This is a genomic window from Pseudomonas sp. HP_12, from assembly GCF_055283955.1.
The window spans coordinates 83,209-101,822 of record NZ_JBTOQG010000010.1 but is presented as its reverse complement, the minus strand read 5'-3'; the positions used below and the strand labels follow the sequence as shown (position 1 = coordinate 101,822).

Annotated in this window: 17 protein-coding genes, 1 tRNA gene and 1 pseudogene; 5 read left to right on the top strand and 14 right to left on the bottom strand. The window is 59.2% G+C overall.

The window, feature by feature from the left end:
• Window positions 1–23: 23 nt before the first annotated feature.
• Window positions 24–1,649 carry a GMC family oxidoreductase gene (locus ACYASU_RS09480; RefSeq protein WP_463582634.1) on the bottom strand — a complete coding sequence of 542 codons (1,626 nt, stop codon included), beginning with the start codon at window positions 1,647–1,649 and terminating at the stop codon, window positions 24–26.
• Between the two features lie 131 nt (window positions 1,650–1,780).
• Window positions 1,781–3,469, bottom strand: a complete 1,689-nt coding sequence (locus tag ACYASU_RS09475; protein ID WP_463582633.1) for an NAD-dependent malic enzyme — start codon at window positions 3,467–3,469, stop codon at window positions 1,781–1,783.
• A 397-nt stretch (window positions 3,470–3,866) separates the two neighbouring features.
• Here ACYASU_RS09475 and ACYASU_RS09470 point away from each other — a divergent pair, with 397 nt between their 5' ends.
• The gene (locus ACYASU_RS09470) at window positions 3,867–4,097 is read left to right on the top strand and encodes a DUF6555 family protein (protein ID WP_463582632.1); all 231 of its coding nucleotides are present in this window, start codon (window positions 3,867–3,869) and stop codon (window positions 4,095–4,097) included.
• A 48-nt stretch (window positions 4,098–4,145) separates the two neighbouring features.
• Here the strand turns inward: ACYASU_RS09470 and ACYASU_RS09465 are convergent, their stop codons facing one another.
• From ACYASU_RS09465 to dapA, 9 genes and pseudogenes are all read right to left on the bottom strand, one after another.
• A complete protein-coding gene (locus ACYASU_RS09465; protein ID WP_463582631.1) occupies window positions 4,146–4,817 on the bottom strand; it encodes a class I SAM-dependent methyltransferase in 672 nt (223 codons plus the stop codon).
• 227 nt (window positions 4,818–5,044) lie between these two features.
• Entirely contained in the window at window positions 5,045–5,404 is a 360-nt protein-coding gene (locus tag ACYASU_RS09460; RefSeq protein WP_463582630.1) for a hypothetical protein, read from the bottom strand.
• 19 nt (window positions 5,405–5,423) lie between these two features.
• A complete protein-coding gene (locus ACYASU_RS09455; RefSeq protein ID WP_463582629.1) occupies window positions 5,424–6,269 on the bottom strand; it encodes an RNase A-like domain-containing protein in 846 nt (281 codons plus the stop codon).
• Between the two features lie 10 nt (window positions 6,270–6,279).
• Window positions 6,280–6,750: pseudogene (locus ACYASU_RS09450) on the bottom strand (Hcp family type VI secretion system effector).
• Window positions 6,751–7,107: 357 nt separating this feature from the next.
• A tRNA-Ser gene (locus ACYASU_RS09445) sits at window positions 7,108–7,197 on the bottom strand.
• 104 nt (window positions 7,198–7,301) lie between these two features.
• Window positions 7,302–8,015, bottom strand: a complete 714-nt coding sequence (gene purC / locus ACYASU_RS09440; protein WP_192170882.1) for a phosphoribosylaminoimidazolesuccinocarboxamide synthase — start codon at window positions 8,013–8,015, stop codon at window positions 7,302–7,304.
• Window positions 8,016–8,075: 60 nt separating this feature from the next.
• Window positions 8,076–8,834, bottom strand: coding sequence for an MBL fold metallo-hydrolase (locus ACYASU_RS09435; RefSeq protein ID WP_205484543.1), 759 nt, complete (start codon window positions 8,832–8,834; stop codon window positions 8,076–8,078).
• Window positions 8,835–9,950: an outer membrane protein assembly factor BamC gene (gene bamC, locus ACYASU_RS09430; protein ID WP_463582628.1), complete on the bottom strand. Its 1,116-nt coding sequence runs from the start codon at window positions 9,948–9,950 to the stop codon at window positions 8,835–8,837.
• 17 nt (window positions 9,951–9,967) lie between these two features.
• Complete coding sequence (dapA, locus tag ACYASU_RS09425; protein WP_282370503.1) at window positions 9,968–10,846, bottom strand: 4-hydroxy-tetrahydrodipicolinate synthase; 879 nt, start codon at window positions 10,844–10,846, stop codon at window positions 9,968–9,970.
• A 313-nt stretch (window positions 10,847–11,159) separates the two neighbouring features.
• On the opposite strand from dapA, the gene ACYASU_RS09420 reads away from it, so the two are divergent.
• Complete coding sequence (locus ACYASU_RS09420) at window positions 11,160–11,723, top strand: glycine cleavage system transcriptional repressor (RefSeq protein ID WP_037014004.1); 564 nt, start codon at window positions 11,160–11,162, stop codon at window positions 11,721–11,723.
• Between the two features lie 10 nt (window positions 11,724–11,733).
• Window positions 11,734–12,207, top strand: a complete 474-nt coding sequence (locus tag ACYASU_RS09415; RefSeq protein ID WP_192132097.1) for a peroxiredoxin — start codon at window positions 11,734–11,736, stop codon at window positions 12,205–12,207.
• 115 nt (window positions 12,208–12,322) lie between these two features.
• Here ACYASU_RS09415 and ACYASU_RS09410 read toward each other — a convergent pair whose 3' ends face one another.
• Together ACYASU_RS09410 and ACYASU_RS09405 are read right to left on the bottom strand one after the other, a co-directional pair.
• A complete protein-coding gene (locus tag ACYASU_RS09410) occupies window positions 12,323–13,393 on the bottom strand; it encodes an AI-2E family transporter (RefSeq protein ID WP_463582627.1) in 1,071 nt (356 codons plus the stop codon).
• A gap of 37 nt (window positions 13,394–13,430) precedes the next feature.
• Complete coding sequence (locus ACYASU_RS09405) at window positions 13,431–13,682, bottom strand: sulfurtransferase TusA family protein (protein WP_463582626.1); 252 nt, start codon at window positions 13,680–13,682, stop codon at window positions 13,431–13,433.
• Between the two features lie 146 nt (window positions 13,683–13,828).
• Here ACYASU_RS09405 and ACYASU_RS09400 point away from each other — a divergent pair, with 146 nt between their 5' ends.
• The gene (locus ACYASU_RS09400) at window positions 13,829–15,265 is read left to right on the top strand and encodes a M48 family metalloprotease (RefSeq protein WP_065986750.1); all 1,437 of its coding nucleotides are present in this window, start codon (window positions 13,829–13,831) and stop codon (window positions 15,263–15,265) included.
• 102 nt (window positions 15,266–15,367) lie between these two features.
• On the opposite strand, the gene nadA is transcribed toward ACYASU_RS09400, so the two are convergent.
• Entirely contained in the window at window positions 15,368–16,426 is a 1,059-nt protein-coding gene (nadA, locus tag ACYASU_RS09395) for a quinolinate synthase NadA (RefSeq protein ID WP_463582625.1), read from the bottom strand.
• Between the two features lie 254 nt (window positions 16,427–16,680).
• Here nadA and ACYASU_RS09390 point away from each other — a divergent pair, with 254 nt between their 5' ends.
• Window positions 16,681–18,540, top strand: a complete 1,860-nt coding sequence (locus ACYASU_RS09390; protein WP_463582624.1) for an ABC transporter ATP-binding protein — start codon at window positions 16,681–16,683, stop codon at window positions 18,538–18,540.
• Window positions 18,541–18,614 lie beyond the last annotated feature (74 nt).

Sequence of the window (18,614 nt, the reverse complement as noted above, 5' to 3'; positions counted from 1 at the left end):
GGTCTTGAGTAGTTGATCAAGCTTTATGCCGGAATGCTCTGCGCCACTGCATCCTCAATAATCATCTGCGCCGCCTTCTCGGCGATCATCACGGTCGGCGAGCAGGTGTTGCCGGAGGTGATGTTCGGCATGATCGACGCGTCCACCACGCGCAGGCCGGTGATGCCGTGCACGCGCAGGCGTTCGTCGACTACGGCATCACGGCCCTGCCCCATCCTGCAGGTGCCTACCGGGTGAAAGATCGTCGTGCCAACAACGCTGGCCGCCTCGCGCAGTTCTTCCTCGGTTTGCAGGCTCGCGCCGGGCAGGTACTCAACCGGCTCGAAGCGAGCGAGCGCAGGCGCGGCGGCGATGCGACGGGTCAGGCGAATGGCGTCGGCGGCCACTTTGAGGTCGGTCTCGTGACTCAGGTAGTTCGGGCGAATGATCGGCGCGGCATCGGCCAGCGCCGAACGGATCTCCACCGTGCCACGGCTCTGCGGGCGCAAATCACACACGGACGCAGTGAATGCGGGAAATCCGTGCAGCGGCTCGCCGAAGCGCTCAAGGGACAAGGGCTGCACGTGGTATTCAAGATTAGCGCTTGTCTGCTCCGGCCCCGAGCGTGCAAAAGCACCCAACTGACTCGGCGCCATCGCCAACGGACCGCTGCGATTGAGGGCGTAGCGCAGGCCCATGTTCATCTTGCCCCACAGACTGCCCGCCATCTGGTTCAGCGTCTGCCCGTTGCTTACCTTGTAGATCAGGCGCAACTGCAGGTGATCCTGCAAATTCGCGCCGACGCCGGGCAGCTCATGCCGTACGCCAATGCCGAGCTTTTCCAGCAGCGGACGCGGCCCGATGCCTGAGCGTTGCAGGACCATCGGCGATCCGATGGCGCCGCAGCAGAGGATGATTTCCCGCCGGGCGCGAAGCGTCTGTTCCTGTCCGTTGACGCGTGCAATCACCCCGCTAGCGCGGCTGTTCTCAAACTCCACGCGCGACACTTCCGCACCGGTGATCACCTTCAGGTTCGGGCGTTTCAACGCAGGCCGAAGAAATGCCTTGGACGCATTCCAGCGCACCCCGCGCCGCTGATTGACCTGAAAGTAGCTGCACCCTTCGTTGTCGCCGCCGTTGAAGTCGGGGATCGACGGGATGCCTGTTTGCGCCGCCGCTTCACGGAACGCGTCCAGCAACGTCCATGAAAGACGCTGCTGCTCGACGCGCCATTCACCTTTCGCACTGTGAAGTTCCGAGTCGCCGGCGTAGTGGTTTTCCGAGCGCTTGAAGATCGGCAAGACGTCTTCCCAGCCCCAGCCCGAGTTGCCCTGCTCCGCCCAGCCGTCGTAGTCCCGGGCCTGGCCACGCATGTAGATCATGCCGTTGATGGAGGAGCATCCGCCCAGTACTTTGCCGCGAGGATAGTTGAGCGCGCGCCCACCGAGGCCGGGCTCCGCTTCGGTTTTGAAGCACCAATCGGTGCGCGGATTGCCGATGCAGTAGAGGTAGCCCACCGGCACATGAATCCAGGCGTAATTGTCTTGGCCGCCGGCTTCGAGCAACAGGACCCGGTGGGCAGGATTCTGCGACAGCCGATTGGCCAGCAGGCAGCCCGCCGGGCCTGCGCCGACGATGATGTAGTCATGGAGACCGACGTCCGTTTGCATGCGTCCCTCGCTGATATTTTTTGTTTTTATGCAGGGCCCATCCTGAAGTTTTTCGCCACAAAACAAAAGACCGCCGCATGTTTCCATGGGGCGGTCCGGGTTGAAGCGTTTGCTGTCAGTAACGGATGCGATTACACCGCGCTGCGACGGTAACTGCGGTAGTTCGGCATCCAGAAGTTACGCTCGATGGCTTCGACGAGCATTTCTTCGGTGGTCTCAAGCGCCATGCCTTCAGCCTGAGCCTGCTTGGCCACGGCCAGGGCAATCTTCTTGCTCACCTGTTGGATCTCTTTCAGCGGCGGCAGGACGGCATCACCTTTGCCCGTCACCATCGGCGAGCATTCCGCCAGCGCGTTGGAAGCGGCCATCAGCATTTTGTCGGTGATGCGCGTGGCTTTCGACGCCACAACACCCAGGCCGATGCCCGGGAAGATGTAGGAGTTGTTGCACTGTGCGATGTGGAAGGTGCGATCGCCTACAGTGACCGGGGCAAACGGACTGCCGGTCGCCACCAGCGCGTCGCCATTGGTCCAGGTCAGGACTTCCTGCGGCGTGACTTCGACCTTAGAGGTCGGGTTGGACAGCGGCATGACCAAGGGCTTGGCGCAGTGCTTGTGCATCTCGCGGATGACCTGCTCGGTGAACAGACCGCGCTGGCCGGACACGCCGATCAGCACAGTCGGCTTGCCGTTGGCGACCACGTCCAGCAACTCGGGCGACCCCTCGCCGCTCGACCAGCCCGCCACATCGGCAGACGTCTGCGCGAGGTTCTTCTGGAAGTCCAGCAGGTTGTCCATGCTGTCAGTCAGCAGCCCGAAGCGGTCGACCATCATCACGCGCTTGCGCGCTTCGGCTTCGCTCAGGCCTTCGATGACCATGGCCGCAATGATGTGCTCGGCGATCCCGCAACCGGCCGAACCCGCGCCCAGGAACACCACCCGCTGCTGGCCCAGGGTTTCGTGCTTGGCTTTGCACGCCGCCAGCAAGGTGCCCACAGCAACCGACGCGGTGCCCTGAATGTCATCGTTGAAGCAGCACAACTCATCGCGGTACTTCTCCAGCAACGGCATGGCGTTGGTCTGCGCGAAGTCTTCGAACTGCAACAGCACGTCCGGCCAGCGGCTCTGCACTGCCTCGATGAACAAAGCAATAAAGTCGTCGTACTCCTTGCCGGTGACGCGCTCATGGCGCCAGCCCATGTACATCGGGTCGTCCAGCAGCTCTTTGTTGTTGGTGCCCACATCGAGCACGATCGGCAAGGTGTACGCCGGGCTGATGCCGCCACATGCGGTGTAGAGCGACAGCTTGCCGATCGGAATGCCCATGCCGCCAATGCCTTGGTCGCCCAGGCCGAGGATTCGCTCGCTGTCCGTCACCACGATGATTTTGATGCGATCTTTCGTCGCGCTGCGCAGGATATCGTCGATGCGATCGCGCTCGGGGTAGGAGATGAACAGCCCGCGGTGGGTGCGGTAGATTTTCGAAAATTCCTGACACGCCTGACCCACGGTCGGGGTATAGATGATCGGCAGCATCTCGTCGAGGTGCGAATCCAGCAGGCGGAAGAACAGGGTTTCGTTGTTGTCCTGAATCGAGCGCAGATAAATGTGTTTATCAAGATCGCTCGCGCATTGCCGGTACTGGTTGTAAACGCGGGTGACCTGCTCTTCGATGGTTTCGACGTTCTGGGGCAGCAGGCCGACCAGGTTGAAATCGATGCGCTCTTGTGGCGTGAAGGCACTGCCCTTGTTGAGCAGCGGCATCTCCAGCAGCGAAGGGCCGGCATAGGAAATATATAAAGGTCGCGAGGTCTTGGTCATTTGCAGTGATCGCCTTTTCTCTGTTTGCTCTATCAATACGACGTCGAAACGATGCCCCGGAGGTCGATGTACACGACGCTCAACGCAGGATCCGTCCGAAAAAATAGGGGGGTAAAAACAGGGTGCCTATCTTACTCGCCTGAAAACGATTGCGACATTTTGTCGCTCACCGATTGCGAAATGATGGCCGGAAGTCGTCGGAGCGGTCAGGAAATAGCCCCGTATCAGGAACAAAAAGGGCGCGGCGGGTCACAGCGGAAACGACGTGCTGGCGGACTGACTGTTTTGAGAAACGGAGTTTTGGCCGTAGTCACCTGAGGTCTAGGTACTAAACGCCTGACATATTGAACTGGCGATGAGCCATTGCAGTCACATTGATATCAAATCGGAGATATTAATGTCAGGCGAGCGCATCTTTCGTATCCACTACCGCTTTCTGGACGAGCAGCGAGTATTCCTCCAACCCGATTCAGCGCTGAACGAAGCCGATGCCTGGTACTACGCCTGCCTGCACGCGGGCATCGGCGTACTGCACAATTTGTCCAAGACCCGGGAAGAGCTAACGGCACTGATCGCCCATGCCCGGCGGTATGGATTGACGGCGGTGCGTTGGGCGGAATGGGTCTGATTGTGTGCCCTCTCAACCGGTGCACCGGCCTTTGGTGCTGCGGGAGCCCTATCCAGCGCGCTGGATCACATAGCTCGCCTCAAAGCCATGCACACACCCGATGACGTTGAATCCTTTGAAATAGCCCGTGGCGCGAAGCAAATCGACCGCCGGGCCTACCTCCGGTGAGTGTTGAAAGTCCCCGTAGTCGTCGAAGACGATAAACCCGCCTGGTACGACGCTTGGCGAATACAGCAGGAAATCCAGCAGTACATTGCGCCCGGCGTGACCGCCATCAATGTGCAACAGCGCCACCTTCGGTGAGAGGTTATAGAAACGCTCGGCACACAACTCCGAATAGCCCCTCAGCACCAGGGCGTTGGAGAACAGGTTCTCCTGGTAATAGCTGAACTCTTCAAACTGATTGGGCAGCTCAAACGGATCAATCCCGATGATGCGGCGCTCGCGGTTGCAGACTTCATTCATCAGCACCAGCGACTTGCCCTTCCAGACACCAATCTCGACCACATCCCCGGGGATGCCTTCGACCAGAAGCGCCAGGTAACCCAATAGCCGCACATGATCATGAAACGACAACTCCTTGCGCGGCATCGCCCGCTCAGCGGGCAACGTACTTTGCGCCTGCTCTAAATGCTTGCCGATCAACGCCCAGATCTGGGCGATCGAGTCATTGAGTTCCGGGTTGCTGATGAAGTCGTTGAGCTCTTGGATGGTGATCATGGCTTCTCTGACTGGCTGGAAGGATTGGGGTGGGGCGTGGAGCGATCTTGTACCGCTAGTGGGCGTGAGATCGATAGTAGGCGGGGGTTGGGAAAAGTAAAGTGCCAGATACCCAATCGCTAACGCTCCATGACCGATGTCGTAGGAGTCCATCAATTACTGAATAATCTCAGGTCGGCACGACTGCCGGGTTTATCCTTGGGAAGAAAATCCGGGATGGGAGTGCATCACCTGTAACCCATCCACCCAAAATATTTAAGAAGAAGGCCCCTCCTTTTTTTTTCAATATGAAAATCTATCAATCCAAGAAGCCCCATGAGAAAAACATGCTCTTCACAACCAAACCTCTCCGGGATAAAGCACAGATCAAAATCATCAAAAACCTCATCAACAGAATAGTCCCCCGCCTCATAAAGTTTTGCGTAGGAAATTATGTCCCGCCTTAAAGAAAGAGCTTGAAAATATGATTTCCGCTGCATCCAGAGATTAACTATCTCTTCGACACTCAGCACTCCCACCCTTAGTTCCTCCGGCAGGTGATCGAGGATCCCATCTCCCAGGTCTTGCATAAAGTCTATTAACTGCATATATCCGCGCATTATCACCTCAGGGTATAGGGAACGCTGTGACAATGTAAGCTGGCATGTGGTTAAACTCAGCGAACTCGATGACAACTCTAACCTTAGTCATCTTCACAGGTACCGTTTGGGCCGTTCTCAGAACCCCCCATCCGATCTCAGTATTCAATTCGCTTACCAAGATCAATCTGTTTCGTGTGCGCAAAAATTTTAGCTTAGAGTACATTGTTATTTTTAATTTGTTAGCTTTCAGTGCTTGACTAACCGCCCACTCAGCCATTTCTATGCTATCAAATGTCGTCATCGCCTTGGCATTTCTGACCTTCCGCAAACGCTTTTGTAATCCAAAAATATCTTTTTGATAGTGATCACGGAGAGTGTGGCCGCCAACGCTATTCCTGGCTCCATGAAGGGGCTGCTCGCTTACGGACACCGCCACCCTTCCAGCTCGTACCGAGGACACGCGAAATGCGTTGTACATTGATGCCGTGGTAATAGGCACCACGAACTCAGTAGCCAAACCAATGACTTGACCAGTGCTGCGAGATACACCCAACGCCTCGGCAGCGGTAGCGCCGGCTTTGAATACGTAGGAGTTGGTTTCCTGACCCATGACGATTTGGTTCGAAGCGGCAGCTAACTGGTCAGAAGCGTGAACTCCCATCGCCACGCATCCGACCTTGGATATCATCGTAGGCTCCGGCAAGGCGCACAACACGCCCGATCCTGCCAATTCGATAATGCCGCCGACTAGCCTGAGACTACCGAATATGCGGTTAGACATGATCTCGGCAGGCGTAAGGGATTCATGCGTAAGCACTGCAGCCATCTGGGCGAAATTAAGTACAACGCGAAACGATCCCTCATCCGACATAGCGCGCTCCTTACGCAAATGGCTTATTAGCGGTCCTGTCCCAACCACCAGAAATGATCCCCGCACTGCCACCGTCTGCACGCCGCTGTTGTGAGTACTCGAACTTTATACGACCGTAATTCAGGGTAACGACTTCAACAGGGAAGCCAGACTGTTCCGCCCCCTGACCACTCACCAATGCAATCAGCACTTCTTCGAGCACGATGTCCAAATATTTAAACTTCTCAGTTCCTGCAGGATGAACCCGGATGGTCACTGTTTTTATGTGCGAACCCCTACAGCAAAGCTCAAAAAGCTTTGGAGTAGCTCGATCAATTTATTTGCTGATCTGGAAATCACCAAGCGACACGCCCCCAGCAGATGCACCACCGCTGGAACTGGCAGACTGACTGATGGACTGCATGGCATCGTAATGATAGGAAAGCAACTCGATCCAGCCTTTGTGCCCATCGTCCAGCGACTCACCCTCAACCCCATCCACTTACATAAATGCATCAAATGACATAAAAGCTCCCTGCTTTTCAAAACGTCAGAAATGAAACCTTACCTTCGTTATTACTCGTATGCCAGCCTTCAAACTGACTCCAGCGTACGAATCAGAAGGTGCCCACAGACTTGCCTCAAGCATAAACATCTCTAAACGCCGGCGCCGGCGTGCAAAATCATTCGCTACCAAGCAATGGCTGAGGTTTTATCGAGGGCGAGAGCAATGCAAACCGCTTACATATCAGCAGTGACGCAAAGCCCGAGGCGGTATGAGCGTCACCATCCATATCTCTCTCCAAACGCCAGAAACGAAAAAGCCCCAGAAGCATAACTTCTGGGGCTTTTCAAATAATGGCGGAGAGATAGGGATTTGAACCCTAGGTACTGTCGCCAGTACAACGGATTTCGAATCCGTCCCGTTCGGCCACTCCGGCATCTCTCCAACGGCGCGCATCATAACAGTTCGTTCGAGGAACGCGAACCCTTTTTAAGGATTTTTTCGCGTTCTTTCAGATGCTTGCAGCATTTTGCGCTTGAAGCATTGGATCAGAGCGGTACGCCGAGACGCTGGGCGACTTCTTCGTAGGCTTCGATGACATCGCCGAGGCCCTGACGGAAGCGGTCCTTGTCCATTTTCTTGCGGGTTTCTTTGTCCCACAGGCGGCAGCCGTCCGGGCTGAACTCGTCGCCCAGGACGATCGAGCCGTCGCTGAAGACGCCGAATTCAAGCTTGAAGTCGACCAGCAGCAGGCCGGCGTCGTCGAACAGTTTGCTCAGGACTTCATTGACCTTCAGCGACAGTTCTTTCATGCGAACCAGTTGCTCGGCGGTGCCCCAACCGAACGCGACGACGTGGGAGTCGTTGATAAACGGGTCGCCTTTGGCGTCGTCCTTCAGGAACAGCTCGAACGTGTAAGGGTTGAGCTTCATGCCCTCTTCCACGCCCAGGCGCTTGACCAGGCTGCCGGCGGCGTAGTTACGCACGACGCATTCGACCGGGATCATGTCGAGCTTCTTGACCAGCACTTCGTTGTCGCCCAGCAGTTTGTCGAACTGGGTCGGAATGCCGGCGGCTTCGAGCTTCTGCATGATGAAGGCGTTGAACTTGTTGTTCACCATGCCTTTGCGGTCAAGCTGCTCGATGCGCTTGCCATCGAACGCCGAGGTGTCGTTGCGGAACACCAGGATCAAGCGGTCAGCGTCATCGGTCTTGTAAACCGACTTGGCTTTGCCGCGGTAGAGTTCTTCACGTTTTTCCATGATGGGCTCCGCTTGCTGAATCTTGCTGAATAGTGGGGGGCGAGTCGCCCGTTTGGGACGCTAGGCGATTTCGCGCCAGTCGAGCCCTGAATCCTGATCGGCCAATTGTAGCCAGTCCTCGTCGCACCCAAGGGTGTCGACGAAACATTGCCGGGCCAGATGCGGCAGGTTGTTCTTGCTGCTCAGATGGGCCAGCACCAAGTGCTGCAGATCCTGCCATCCCAACTCGTTCACCAGACTGGCGGCCTGATGATTGTTCAAGTGACCGTGATCTCCGCCCACCCGCTGCTTGAGAAAGTACGGGTACTGACCCCGGGCGAGCAGATCGCGACAGTGATTGGACTCGACCATGAGCGCGTCAAGCCCGCGGTAGCTGTCGAGCACCATCGGGCAATAAGAGCCAAGGTCGGTCAACAGGCCGAAGCGTCGTCGCCCGTCGTTAAACACGAACTGCGTGGGCTCCAGCGCATCGTGGGCCACCGACACCACGTCGATGCCCAGACCGCCAATGCGCAGACCCTGCCCGCCCACCAGCCGAAGCCCTGCTTCGACCGGCTTGCGCATGCCGCGCAGCGTGCCGTCACTGAGGTACACCGGCACATCGTAGCGCCGAGACAGCAAACCCACGCCATGCACATGATCGGCATGTTCGTGGGTCACTAGAATGGCGCTCAGCTGCTTGCCGCTGACGCCCAGCCTGTCGAGCCGTCGTTCGGTTTCTCGCAGAGAGAAACCGCAATCGACCAGCACGTACGTGTCGTTGCTCGCGACCAGCGTGGCATTGCCGCGACTGCCGCTGCCCAGAACCGCGAAGCGCACTTAACCCAGGTTGTCCTGAATGACGCTCAACACACGACGAGCGACTTCAGTCGGCGCAACGGTGTTGATGTTCTTCTCGACCGTGACCTGAACGTTTTCACCGACCTTGCTCAGGCGAACCTGATAACGCTCCGCGCGGGCTTCTTTCTCTTCCTTGGACTCTTCACTGCCGAACACGCGGCTGAGGAAGCCAGGCTTGTTTTCAGGCTTGTCGGCTTTTTCCGCCAGGTTGATGTAGTAAAGACCCAAGCTGCGGTTGATGTCCTCAACGCGCCAGTCGCCCTGGTTAAGCGCACGACCGACGCTCGACCACGCCCGATCCAGGTCCGCGCCCAGGTTCAGCACCGGGTTGCCGCTGCCGTCTTCGCTGAGGGAAACGCGGCTTGGGGTGTCGAAATCACGCGCCGCCAGCAGGGACACCGAACCGCCCTTCTCGGAAGTGCGGGTCAGGCTCGCCAGCATGTCATCGGTCAGCACGGAGTCGAGGCCAACGTTGGTGCTGCGCGACGGGAAGGCAGGGTCATCGCGGCTGCCGGCCGGACGTTGCACGCTGACCACATAGATTTCACTGGTGTTGCGCTGCACGCCCGGCTCGATACGAACGCGGACGCGGGTTTCGGTGTTGGCGGCATCGCCACTCGAACCCATGCGCTTGGCAACCGATGCGGACAGTTCGTCCATGCGCTGCCAGGTGGTGTTGAATTCACCGGTCTGCGGACGATCTTCGGCAATACGGAAGCCGTTGTCTTCAAAGTACTGATGCGCCACAGGCCAGACTTCGGCCGGTGCGCGCTGGGCAAGAATCCAGCGGTTGTCGCCGCTCTTCTGCAGCGTGTAATCGCCGGAGTCCTGAGCAGTAGTCAGAGGTTGCGGACGCGGCACGGTGAATTCACCCTTCTGGGTGTCATCGGCGACGTTGCGCGGAATCGGCAGCAACGGGTCCAGGCGTTTGACTTCCTGAACGCCTTCGGGCAATTGCATCGGCGGCTTCTGGGTCGCTTCCAGGTAATCGCTGCTGCGATCGCGGAAGTAACCGTCCTGGCCAAAAAGCCAGCTGCAACCGCTGGTGCTGGAGATAATCAAGGCTAGTGCGGAAAGTCCGGCCAGTCGCTTCATTGCGTAATGCTTCCTCATTAGACCAATACACCGGACTGGCGCAGGGCCTGACGCAGCGGCTCGCGGCAGGACTCGCTGAGCCAGGTGAGCGGCAGACGAATACCGTCTGGCATCAAACCCATCTCATGCAGGGCCCATTTCACGGGAATAGGGTTCGATTCGATGAACAGGGTCTTGTTCAGCGGCATCAGTTTTTCATGGATTTTGCGGGCGGTGTCCGCGTCACCGGCCATCGCGGCCTTGCACAGATCGGCCATGGCGCGCGGCGCAACGTTGGCGGTGACCGAGATATTGCCTTTGCCACCCAGCAGCATCAGCTCGACGGCGGTTGCGTCGTCGCCGGAATAGACCAGGAAGTCGCTGCTCACGCCGGCAAGAATATCCTTGGCGCGCTGCAGGTCTCCGGTGGCTTCCTTGATGGCGATGATGTTTTTGACAGTCGACAGGCGGATAACGGTTTCGGCTGACATGTCGCAGGCGGTACGGCCCGGCACGTTATACAGAATCTGCGGGATGTCGACGGCTTCGGCGATGTGCTTGAAGTGCTGGTACAAGCCTTCTTGGGTCGGCTTGTTGTAGTACGGGGTGACCAGCAGGCAGGCATCGGCACCGGCGTTCTTGGCGTTGGTGGTCAGTTCGACCGCCTCGCGGGTGGAGTTGGCGCCCGTGCCGGCGATGACCGGAATGCGGCCAGCGACCTGCTGAACCACGCGGCGGATGACTTCGATGTGCTCGTTGACGTCGAGCGTCGCGGATTCACCGGTGGTGCCGACGGCAACAATGGCGTTGGTGCCCTCTTGCAGGTGAAAGTCCACCAGTTTGCTCAGGCTGTCCCAATCGAGACGACCCTGTGCATCCATGGGTGTGACCAGTGCCACCATACTGCCCGCAATCATGCAAACCGCTCCTGCCGGAAAAAGAGAGCGGTAATGGTACTGGCGCCATGATCCTTGCACAAGGCGAGCATTCCCCTCGGCGCCGGTTTTCGCTACCCTTCGGTCTTTGATCGGTACGGGTCATCTGCCCGGCTCGTTCGACTGCTCGATTTTGTCGTCACTTACCCCGCCCTGCGTCGTTATCGCGCGCCATGACAGGCTCATGGCCGCGATTGGCGGCTGCGGGTCGGGGCGACGTCACGATGCCTTCGTCCGTCGAGCCCGCCGGCACAGGCCTGCTGCGTACCGACCGCTCATCGTTTAGGAATGCTGCATGTCATCCATCCCCACAGTTCGCGAACAATTCCTTGTCATCAGTGCCCTTGGCGCCAACCCAATGGAGCTGACCAACGTCCTGTGCCGCGCCAGTAACGAAAGCCGTTGCTCGGTCGTCAGCTCTCGCCTCACTCGCCACGGTGAGTGCAGCGCGCTGATCCTGCAGATCTCCGGCAGCTGGGACGCCCTGGCGCGTCTGGAAACCGGCCTGCCCAACCTGGCGAAGAAACACGCCTTCACCGTCAATGTTGTGCGCAGTGCTTCCCTGGAAAACCGTCCGGAAGCCCTGCCTTACGTGGCGTACGTCAGTTCGGCGTATCGCCCGGACATCATCAACGAGCTGTGCCAGTTCTTCATCGACCACAACGTCGAGCTGGAAAACCTGATCTGCGACACCTATCAGGCCCCGCAGACCGGCGGCACCATGCTCAACGCGACGTTCACCGTGACATTGCCGGCCGGTACCCAGATCAGCTGGCTGCGTGACCAGTTCCTGGACTTCGCCGACGCACTCAACCTCGATGCGCTGATCGAACCATGGCGCCCTCAAGCACCGATGTAAGGAGTCTCGAATGGCTGTAGAACTCGACCAACCGGTTGCCGACTTTCAGGTGCAGGCCACGAGCGAACAGGCGGTCAGCCTGTCGGCGCTCAAAGGTCAGCAAGTCGTCCTTTATTTCTACCCGAAGGACAGCACCCCTGGCTGCACCACCCAGGGCCAGGGCTTTCGCGATCATCATGCCGACTTCAAGGCCGCCAACACGGTGGTGTTCGGTGTGTCGCGGGACAGCCTGAAATCCCACGAGAACTTCAAGGCCAAGCAGGAATTCCCGTTCGAGCTGATTTCGGACAAGGACGAATCGCTGTGCCAGCTGTTCGATGTCATCAAGCTGAAAAAGCTGTATGGCAAGGAATACCTGGGCGTCGACCGCAGCACTTTCCTGATCGACAAGGACGGTGTGCTACGCAAGGAATGGCGCGGCGTGAAGGTGCCGGGGCATGTGGCGGCGGTGCTTGAAGCGGCCCAGGCGCTCAACCAGGCTTGATCGCCATCATGCAGGCCTGAGCTTGCCCGCGATCGGGGGCCGTTTAGTCATCGTAGGTTGACCATGACGACGCCGATCGCGAGCAAGCTCACTCCTACAAAAAGCGAGGCAAAGCCTATAACAACGGCGCCACCGGCGGTTCGTTCCGTGGCCACGCATCCAGCACGGCCTTGAACAGGGTCGCCAGCGGGATCGCAAAGAAAATCCCCCAGAACCCCCACAGCCCGCCGAACAACAGCACGGCGCAGATGATCGCCACCGGGTGCAGACTCACGGTCTGAGAGAACAGCAGCGGCACGAGCACGTTGCCGTCCAGGGTCTGGATGATCCCGTAGACCGCCATCAAATAGATGAACTGATCGCTCCAGCCCCACTGGAACAGCGCGATGAACGCCACCGGCACCGTCACCACGACTGCGCCCACGTACGGCACGACCACCGAAATCCCCACCAGCATCGCCAGCAACGCCGAGTAATTCAGCCCCATGGTCACGAAGGCGATGTACGTCACCCCGCCACAGATGAAGATCTCAATGACCTTGCCGCGAATGTAGTTGGCGATCTGCCGATTCATTTCCTCGGCCACATGGGTAATCAGCGTACGTTCCCGGGGCAGATAGCCCCTCGCCCAACGGCTGATCATCCGACGATCCTTGAGGAAGAAGAACACCAGGATCGGCACCAGAACCAGGTAGATCATCATGTTGACCAACAGCGGCAAGCTGGACAGGGAAAACGTCAGCGCCCATTGCCCGAACTTTCCGACCTCGCCGCGCGCCACTTCGATGGCCTGCAGGACCTGTTCGTCCGACACCAGATGCGGATAACGCTCCGGCAGCAGCAACAGCAACGACTGCCACTTGGCGAGCATGCCGGGCAATTCGTTGAACAAGGTAATGAGTTGTCGCCACAGCAGAGGCACCAGAACCAGTAAAAACAGCGCCAGCGCCCCCATGAATAACGCGAAGACCAGTCCGACTGCGCCACCTTCCGGGACCCGCAGGCGTTCAAGCAGGTTGACCAACCCCTGCATCAGAAAGGCGAGCACCAGTCCGGCCAGCACCGGGGCAAGCATGCCGCCGAGGGTGAGAACAACGGTAAATCCGAGAACCAACAGCACTGCCAGCACTACCGCTTCCTCGTCGGAAAAGTAGCGCTGTATCCAGTCGCGAAGCACTTTGAACATCAAGAATCCTAGGAGGGTTGCGAGGGGTCAGAAACGCTCAGGCCTTGCGTAGCCAATACCGATAAATGCCGTCAGCGTGTTCTTCGTGCAGCAGAGCGTGCCCGGCCAGTTTTGCGAAGGTACGGAAGTCGCGCTGCGAGCCTGCATCGGTGGCCGTCACTTTGAGGACCGCGCCGCTGGCCAGACGGTTGAGTTCCATCTTGGCCTTGAGCAAGGGAAGCGGGCAGTTGAGGCCGCTGGCGTCGAGCTCTGCATCGCAGGGTGCGGGGTGTCCTACAGCGTCAGACATCGTTTCTCTCCGGATAGACACATCCGCCCTCGCATAAAAGCAGTCAGGCGGAAGAACATTCTTACAAGTTTTCCAGAATACCCCACTCTGGTCAGCAAGCCATCGAGCCAGCTACAGTGGCGCCTTTCTGCCCCAGAGTTTCGTGCATGAACTTTTTGCGCCCCACGCTGCTGACCCTCGCATGCCTGCTGGCAGCGCCGAGCTTCGCAGAAGATGACCTGCCCTCCCTCGGCGACGCGAGTTCATCCATCGTTTCTCCCCAGCAAGAACATGACCTGGGGCGTGCCTGGCTCGGGCTGCTGCGCTCTGAAGTGGCGCAGCTGTCCGACCCGCTGCTCAAGGACTTCGTCGAGTCCTCGGTCTATCGGCTGGCCGAAACCAGCCAGGTGCAGGACCGCCGGCTCGAATTCATCCTGATCAACACGCCGGAGATCAACGCCTTCGCAGCGCCCGGCGGGATCATCGGAGTCAACGGCGGGTTGTTCCTCCATGCCGAGACCGAAGGCGAATACGCCGCGGTCCTCGCCCACGAACTGGCTCACTTGTCGCAACGGCACTTCGCCAGGGGCGTGCAGGCGCAGCAGCGCATGCAAGTGCCGGTGATGGCGGCGATGCTCGCCGGTATTGTCATGGCCGCAGCGGGCGCGGGGGATGCGGGGATTGCCGCAATTGCCGGCACCCAGGCCGCCGCGATTCAGGAGCAGGCGCGGTTCTCCCGGCAAAACGAAGCAGAAGCCGACCGCATCGGCATTCTCAATCTGGAAAAGGCCGGCTACGACCCGCGCAACATGCCCACCATGTTCGAGCGGTTGGCGCGCCAGTATCGCTATGACGCCAAGCCACCGGAATTCCTGATGAGCCACCCGGTGACCGAATCCCGTATTGCCGACACGCGCAACCGCGCCGAGCAAGCCAAGCCCGGCGGCAAGGAAGACAGCCCTGCGTATCAACTGATGCGCGCACGCACCGTGCTGATATACGAAGAAACCCCCGGCATGGCGGCGAAGCGTTTCCGTGCGCAACTGGCCGAGAACCCAAAAAACGATGCGGCTCGCTACGGCTTGGCACTGGCCCAGACCAAAGCGGGTCAGCTGAATGAGGGCCGCGAGACGCTGAAACCCCTGCTCGACAAGGCGCCGGACAACATTCCCTACAACCTCGCCGCCGTGAACCTGGACATCTCCAATAATCGCCTGCCCGACGCTCAACAGCGGGTGGACCGGATGTTGAACCTGTACCCGGACAACTACCCGCTGAATCAGGCGAAAGTCGACGTCCTGCTCAAGCAGTCCAAGGCGCCGGAAGCGCTGAAGTCTCTGGAGATTCTGTTGAAGAGCCGCCCGGACGATCCGGACATCTGGAATCAGGTGGCGGACACCCGTGGTCTGTCGGGCAACACCATCGGCCTGCACCAGGCCCGTGCCGAATACTTCGCGCTGATGGGCGATTTCAAGCAAGCGATTCAGCAGCTCGAATTCGCCAAGCGACGGGCGAACAACAACTTCCAGCTGGCCTCACGCATCGACGCGCGGCAGCAGGAAATCATTGCTCAGGAACGGGCGGTGAAGGACATGATGAACTGAAGTCAGCTACAAGCGGCAAGCCATAAGCTGCAAGGTGGAACGCAGCAAATCGCCTTTTCGCTTCGAGCTTGAAGCTTGAAGCTTGAAGCTTGCCGCTACAGATCATGCATTACCCGAAGCTTTCATCCGCGCCGCCTGAGTAAAGTCGAGCATGCGCTGCAACGGCCGAACGGCGTGGGGGATAACCGCCGGGTCGACGAAGATTTCGTTGGTACCTTCGCGCAAACACTGAAGCGTGCGCGCCAGCGTGTTCATTGCCATCCACGGGCAATGGGCGCAACTGCGGCATGCGGCGCCATTACCTGCGGTCGGTGCCTCAATGAAGACCTTGTCCGGGCACAGCTGCTGCATCTTGTAGAAGATGCCGCGATCGGTGGCGACGATGAAGGTGGTGTTCGGCAGCGTTTGCGCCGCCTTGATCAACTGGCTGGTAGAGCCCACGGCGTCAGCCAGATCGATGACCGACTCGGGGGACTCCGGGTGCACCAGAATCGCCGCGTCCGGGTACAACGCTTTCATGTCCTCAAGCTGCCGGGACTTGAATTCCTCGTGCACGATGCAGGCGCCGTCCCACAACAGCATGTCGGCCCCGGTCTCGCGCTGGATGTAAAGGCCCAGATGCTTGTCGGGCGCCCAGATGATTTTCTCGCCGTTGTCCATCAGGCTTTCGACGATCTCCAACGCACAGCTGGACGTCACCACCCAATCAGCACGGGCTTTTACAGCGGCTGAGGTATTGGCGTAAACCACCACGGTACGCTCAGGATGCTGATCGCAGAACGCAGCGAACTCGTCGACCGGGCAACCAAGGTCCAGCGAGCAGGTCGCTTCAAGGGTTGGCATCAGGATGCGTTTTTCGGGAGTGAGGATTTTTGCGGTTTCACCCATGAAACGCACCCCGGCCACCAAAACAGTTTTCGCCGGATGGTTTCTGCCGAATCGCGCCATCTCCAGAGAATCCGAAACGCAACCGCCGGTTTCTTCCGCCAGCGCCTGAATCACCGGATCGCAGTAGTAGTGAGCGACCAGCACAGCGTCCTGAGCCTTGAGCTCGGCGGCGATCAAACGGCGGTACTCAGCCTCCTCTTCCGGGCTCAGGGTTTTGGGCTGTTTGGCGTCCAGGTGCGCTTGGACCAGAAGGCGTTCGGAGATGTGTGTCATGTCGGTGGACCTGAATGCGCGTACGGACGGAAGGTCCGCATGATAGAAAACGGCCGGGAAGTTAGCACGGGATCTGTTGAGCGATCACTTACCGGCAGTCACCGACTGCTGATCTTCAACCATCATGTTGGCGTCCCGGACGCCGCGAGACCGTCTCGCAATCGGGCGGAACGACCCACCCGCGAAAGCCTCGAACCCTCAAGTTAGCCATTCAATGGCAGAATCTGCGCCACTGGACAGTTTTGGAGACCCTCATGCTGCGCGTATTTGAACGACGGCTCGACCCCTTTCCACCCGACGAAGCACCGCCGCCACCCGTAGGTCTGGCGCGTTTTCTGTGGGCCTGCACCCGTGGAGCGCGTGGCTATATCCTCGCACTTGCGGTGCTCAGCGCCTGTGTATCGCTTTACGAAGCCTGGCTCTTCTCGTTCCTCGGGCAAGTGGTCGATCTGCTCTCGACCTGGAAGGACGGCGGCGCCACCGCGGGCGAGGAAAGTCGAGCGCTGTGGGGCATCGGCATCGTGCTGGTGATCAGCATCGGGCTGGTGGCCATGCGCACTATGGTTCAGCACCAGGTGCTGGCGATCAACCTGCCGCTGCGGCTGCGCTGGGATTTTCACCGACTGATGCTGCGGCAAAGCCTGTCGTTCTTCTCCGACGAGTTCTCCGGTCGGGTCACCACCAAGGTGATGCAGACCGCGCTGGCGGTGCGGGACGTGCTGTTCACCCTGATCGAAATCGCGCCCGGCATCGGCGTTTATTTCATCGCGATCATCGCGCTGGCCGGCGGCTTCGCCTTGAAGCTGATGCTGCCGTTCATGGCCTGGATCGTATTGTTCGGCCTGGCCATGCTGTACTTCGTGCCGCGCCTGGGCAAGGTCGGTCAGGAGCAGGCCAACGCGCGGTCGTCGATGACCGGGCGGATCTCCGATGCCTACACCAACATCACCACGGTGAAGCTGTTCTCCCACTCCAAACGCGAAGCGCAGTTTGCGCGTGCGGCGATGGAGGACTTCAAGCAGACCGGCTTTCGCCAGATGCGTCTGGTTAGCCAGTTCGAGATCGTCAATCAGGCACTGGTCGTCGCGTTGATTCTGGGCGCGGGCGGTTATGCCCTGTGGCTGTGGCATCAGGGTGACGTCGGCACCGGCGCGGTGGCCGCGATTGCCGCCATGGCGCTGCGCATCAACGGGATGTCCCACTGGATCATGTGGCAGATGACCTCGCTGTTCGAGAACATCGGCACGGTGCAGGACGGCATGGCGACCCTGACTCAGGGCCCTAAAGTGCAGGACGCGCCGGATGCAGCCGTGTTGAAGACCACCGGCGGCGCCGTGACCTTTGACAACGTCAGCTTCAACTACAACGGCGAGCGTCAGGTGCTGGAGGGTTTGAATCTCGCCATCCGCCCCGGCGAGAAGATCGGGCTGGTCGGCCGTTCAGGCGCCGGCAAATCCACGCTGATCAATCTGCTGCTGCGCTTCTATGACGTGGACAGCGGCGAAATTCGCATTGATGGGCAGAACATCAGGCAGGTCACGCAAGACAGCCTGCGCAGCGCCATCGGCATGGTCACGCAAGATACGTCGCTGCTGCACCGGTCCATTCGCGACAACATCGCGTATGGCCGACCTGATGCCACCGATGAGGAAATCCACACCGCTGCGGCCAACGCTCAGGCCGACGGCTTCATCAGCCAGCTCAGCGACAAGCATGGTCACAGCGGCTACGACACGCTGGTGGGTGAGCGCGGGATCAAGCTGTCGGGCGGCCAGCGCCAACGGGTCGCCATTGCTCGCGTGATGCTGAAGAACGCGCCGATCCTGCTGCTGGACGAAGCCACCAGCGCACTGGATTCGGAAGTCGAAGTGGCGATTCAAGAAAGCCTCGACGAAATGATGAAAGGCAAAACCGTCATTGCCATCGCCCACCGGCTGTCGACCATTGCGGCCATGGACCGGCTCATCGTGATGGACGACGGTCGCATCATCGAACAAGGCACCCATGCCGAACTGCTCAACAAGAACGGCACGTACGCGCGGCTGTGGCATCACCAGAGCGGCGGGTTTCTAGGCGAGGACCAGGGCGTGCCTGAAGCGGTGGATCAGGTTTAGCGGGCAGGCGCGCTTTATAACCGCAGCGACACGACGGCGATGGGGCTTAAAGCTGTCGTGTCGAGGCGGGCCCC